Here is a 4599-nt window from a genome sequence, read left to right on the forward strand (position 1 = left end):
TCTTGCACGGTGCTCTTCTTCTAAATCGAAAAGGTAAATTTTTAAAGAGCAAGAAATTACTGAACAGGGAAAACCTACCTGCCTTTTATCTTTAGAGCAGCAAAAATAAATACGTCCCCTTTGTTTTTCAGCCTCTCTATAACATCTAACTCCCTATCGCCAGGCAAAACCCTCGCAACACGGCAAAGCTCATTTTCATCTACCGTAGACCTACTGACTGACAACCTGCCAATCAGATTATCAATTTTTTCAAAAATCGAATCGTCAATCATGGCTTCCATTAGTCATCATGCGGAGAAAAATTTTCTTGTGACAAACCCACTTTCGATGCAGCAGGTGCCGGTGACTAATAATGACTAGACATATTACCCCGACACTTAATTCCGACTTTTTGAGAGAACTGATTCACTCGACATCAGCGCCCTCGCCCTTGCCTAGGAATCGCGGATGTCTCCATACTCAGAAGTTAGAGCAGGAAAAATAAATCATTCATCTTTATGAAATTTTAAATTAACTTTAGATCTCGAAGCTTTCTCTCCGTTATAAACTCCAAACCGCCGACTTCTACTTTTGAGCCGTCCGAGTATTGCGAGTGCCCACACACATTGCATTGATAAGCCACTAGGTTATTATACTTCCCTATAAAGACATGCATCCCTTCAGAATTACAATTAGGACATTTTTTATCAACCTCTACAGTTATCAAAGTCTCAATAACATCTCTTAAAAATTGCGCAATATAGTCCACATCCTTAGCCTGATATTTGAAAGTAAATTTCTTAAAATTCTCTAACTCGGATGATGAAAAATTTGAAAAGTTAACAGGCATCTCCTCTCCACTTAGACCCAGGAACTCCTCAAACCCATAAACAGCAAATGAGCCAGACAGGAAAAATTTTCTATTCCTTTTTATCCAATTTAGAATTAAATCAAGAACTTCTTTTGGAGAAGCCTCAGCGCTCAGCAGTCTTACAGCTGATTGAAAGTCAGTCCATACACGTATTGGAAGATAGCTCAATTAATCCACCGCCTTGATTGGGAAGGTTGTGATCAAATTACCAGCTCTGTCAGTAAATATTTTTAATACCGAGGTGGGCACTCCTCCATCCTTTAAATTGGTAGTGCCAATTACTTTACCTACATCAACGGTCCTCACGAATTGCCCATCAGGCAATGCCATAACTGGTGACTTAACAACAGGGCTGCTCTGAAGTACATCCTTCAGTTCACTCGGAGTGATAGTGAACACAGACCGTGAGTTGGAAACCTCTACTCCGAAATGCCCTTGTAGAACATGGTCAAACCCCGCAGATACTGGCCTTCCGGTATCGCGAAGCGGTGTAGTTGCTGTGCGGCCATTGGCAATATTTATACGAGATTGGACACGACCGGGAACGGCTATGGCAGTTTCTCCCGCCCCTTTCCCAACCCACAACCCAAACCTACCCAACCCCGCAACAATCCCAAGGCCGGCAGCCTCCGCAACCATGGCCTCGCCCCAGGCCTTGATGAACTCATTCGCTGGCTGTACGCCATCGAAGCCCTGTCCCTGGGCCAGATCACGTTGCGCCTGGGTGATCTCCTCGGCTGTCGCCCCGTTCTTGCGCATGTACTCGGTCAAGGAGCTCGCTGCCTGACCATAGCTGATCAAGCCCGGCGGGGTTCCGCCGCCAAGGAAGTTGTTTTCCGTTGCGTTCTTCCCGCCTGCGGCCCCGGCAATGGCTCCTCCGCTGCTCCCATCGACAACGGAGCCGGCCAATCCGCCGGCCAGGCTGGCCAGCGCGGTGATAGTCTGCTTCTGCGCTTCGTTCAGCGTCGAGCTGTCCCGGGTTCCGTACAGTCGCTCGCTGATCACCTGCGCCGCCAGTTCGCTCCCCGCCGCTCCTGCGCCCCCCGCAGCAGCCGAATTGCCCTGGGCCTGCGCAACCACCGCGCCAAGAACCGCGTGGGCCATGATCCGCGCCGTGTCATTGTCGCCTGCCACCTGCTTGATCACGCCCGCCACATAGGGCGAGGAAGCTCCCGCCAACGCCGAGCCAATGTCGCCGCCGGCCAGCCCTTGCAAGGCTGCGGTCACCGCCTGGGCGGCCTTCTGGTAGTCGCCTCCGGTGCCGTACTTGCCCATGATGTCCTGGTAGGCATTCGTGCCCAGAAGCGCTTTGCGGTAGTCCTCGACTTGCCGCTCGCTGGCGCCGGCGTCCGGCGCGGAGATACCCCGCGCTTCCAGTTCGGCCCGCGCCGCCTTGTCGGCGTCGAGTTGGCCCTGCGTCCGCAGGATATCCATGGCCTGGGTGCCGATCTCGCCGATCAGTTGGACCTGCTGCAGACGCTTCTGCTCTTTCTCCTTGTCGAAGATCGGACTGACGCTATCGTTGGCGCGGCTCGGGTCACGGCTGAGCGTCGCCACATCCTGTTGCTGGCGCGCCGGATCGCGAACCTCCAGGGTGCCTTCGGATATCGCCGAACCCGTGGTACCGCTGGCACTATCGCCGTGGTTGTAGGCAATGAGCATGCCGCTAGGCATGTTGCTGACGAACGCACCGGCGCCATCGTTGGCGCTGCTGACACTGACACTCTGAAGTTGGCTCTTGTACTCGGCCTTGTTACGGATCTCGCTCCAGCCCAAGGAGCCTGTGCTCAGGCGATTCTTCTCGGCTTCGGCGGTGCTGGCGATCACGCTGCCATCCAGCTGCGTGTGCTTGCCCACCTCCACCTGGAAGCCGCCCTTGCCGGCGAACAGCCCGGTCTGCTCCTGCACGCTGTCGTACTTCGAATGCAGCTTGCTCTGGCTGAGACTCAAGTTGGCGCCGCCACCCTGGCCAACGATAGCCAAACTCGCCCCACCACCGACGTTCTTCTGCTTGGAATCGTAGTAATCGCGATCCTGCAGGCTTTGCAGGGTAAGGTCACGACCCACTTTCGCCAGGATGCTTTCACCATTGACCTGCGCCCCTTTCAGCGTGGTGTCGCGCCCGCTGACCAAGCTGGCCTTCTGGCCCGCGTCCAGGGTGGTTTCGGTCCAGGTGGTGCCGTTGCCGATTTCCTTGCCGGCGCCCTTGTTGGCGTTGGCGAAAATGCTGATGCCAGCCTCGCCCGAACCAACGCCGACGCTTACCCCGACAGCGCCGCCGCTGCTCTTGTTCTTGCCATCGAGCTTCTGCGTATTGGCCGCGGCTTCCAGCACGACGTCGCGGTTGGCGATCAGTTGGAGGTCCTTGCCAGCCTGCAGCTTGCTGCCTTGCACGCGCAAGTCGCCGTCTTCGCCGACAGCCCCGGAACCCGTGGCGATAATGTTCAGGTTGCCACCGGCGGTGAGCGTGCTTCCCTGGCTGATCTGCTGCTCCTGGCGCTGCCGAGAGCTGGACTTCTGCGAGCCCAGCGAAGCGCTGATGCCGACGAACTGCGCGCTGTTCTCGCCCGTCATGCCGCCGTTCTGCTGAGCTGCCTGCCAGGCCTGGACGCCGCTCAAGCCGGCCTTGATCCCCTGCAACGCGGAAAGGCGACTGTCGTCTTCGTTCCTGGCCTGCTTGGCATTCTGGTAGGTGGCGTCGATTGCGCTACCGACCGTTCCCGACAAGGCCAGCGTCAAGCCGCTCTTGCTGGTCTTGCGGGTCTGCTCGCTGACGTTCTGGTTGTCGGCAGCGAGAATGCTCACGTTCTGCCCGACGAGGTTGATGTCCTTGCCGGCCACCACATCCGAAGCCGTGATAGACAGGTTCTTGCCCGCCCGCATGTCGACATCGCCGAGCACACTGCCGATGGTGCTGCCCTGGTTGACGACGGTACGGGTGTCCTGTGTCGAGGCATTCTTCGCCGTGCCGAGCGTGATGCCGATCCCTCCGGAACTCATCAGGCCGGACTTCTTCTTCGACTCGCTGCGATGCGACTCCGACGTCTCCGCCACGCTGTCGATGATGATGTCGTTGCCGGCACGCAGCGCAGTCTTCCCGGTAGAAACCACATTGCTGGCGGCCACCGAGATGTCCCTTCTCGCCTGCACCACGGTGGTATCGCCACTCAACGTGGCGCCCTGAACGCTGGTGTAGGAAGAGGACTGGGCGTTGGCCTTGCTGGTGGATGACAGCCCCAAGCCTCCGGACTTGGATTTCGCGGACACGCTGGAGTAGCTGTTCTCAGCTGCCGTGAGGTTCACATCGCGCCCCGCCACGACCGCCAGCTCGCCCTTCGTGCTGGAGGCGGAAGAGGCCTCGACGTTGACGTCACGCTTGGCGACCAGTTCCGCCCCTTGTCCCGCCTGGATCGACGACGACACCACGGTACTGGCTTCGCTCTCGCTCATCCGGCTACTGCTGCGCCCGAACGAGCCTTTTTTCTTCTTCGAGTAGTAGGAATAGCTTTCGTCGTGAGCCGCCAGCAGATTGAGGTCGTTGCCGGCGTACAGATAGGCCTCGTTGCTGGCCTTCGCCTGACTGGCAACGAAGGTCACGTCATTGCCGCCTTGCACGCTGAGATCGCCGCCGGCGCTGACCACGGTCGATTGGTGTTCCACCCGATCGTTCTTCGCCGTCACCTTCTTGCCGGTGGCGAAGCTGTGCTCCTCGTTCGCCGCCGCCGCCAGGGTCACGTCGCGCCCGGCGG

General features: G+C 57.3%; 3 protein-coding genes. All 3 read right to left on the reverse strand.

The window, feature by feature from the left end; translation table 11 throughout:
* Positions 1–74: 74 nt before the first annotated feature.
* The 3 genes from HMPREF2924_RS35770 to HMPREF2924_RS02805 all read right to left on the reverse strand — a co-directional run bounded on the left by HMPREF2924_RS35770 (position 75) and on the right by HMPREF2924_RS02805 (position 4585).
* Complete coding sequence (locus HMPREF2924_RS35770; RefSeq protein ID WP_123809523.1) at positions 75–281, reverse strand: hypothetical protein; 207 nt, start codon at positions 279–281, stop codon at positions 75–77.
* 224 nt (positions 282–505) lie between these two features.
* A complete protein-coding gene (locus HMPREF2924_RS33810; protein ID WP_023874766.1) occupies positions 506–1018 on the reverse strand; it encodes a hypothetical protein in 513 nt (170 codons plus the stop codon).
* The gene (locus HMPREF2924_RS02805; protein WP_256718609.1) at positions 1019–4585 is read right to left on the reverse strand and encodes a hemagglutinin repeat-containing protein; all 3567 of its coding nucleotides are present in this window, start codon (positions 4583–4585) and stop codon (positions 1019–1021) included.
* Positions 4586–4599: the final 14 nt, after the last annotated feature.

It is taken from the genome of Pseudomonas sp. HMSC063H08 (assembly GCF_001813645.1).
Taxonomy (GTDB): Bacteria; Pseudomonadota; Gammaproteobacteria; order Pseudomonadales; family Pseudomonadaceae; genus Pseudomonas; species Pseudomonas aeruginosa.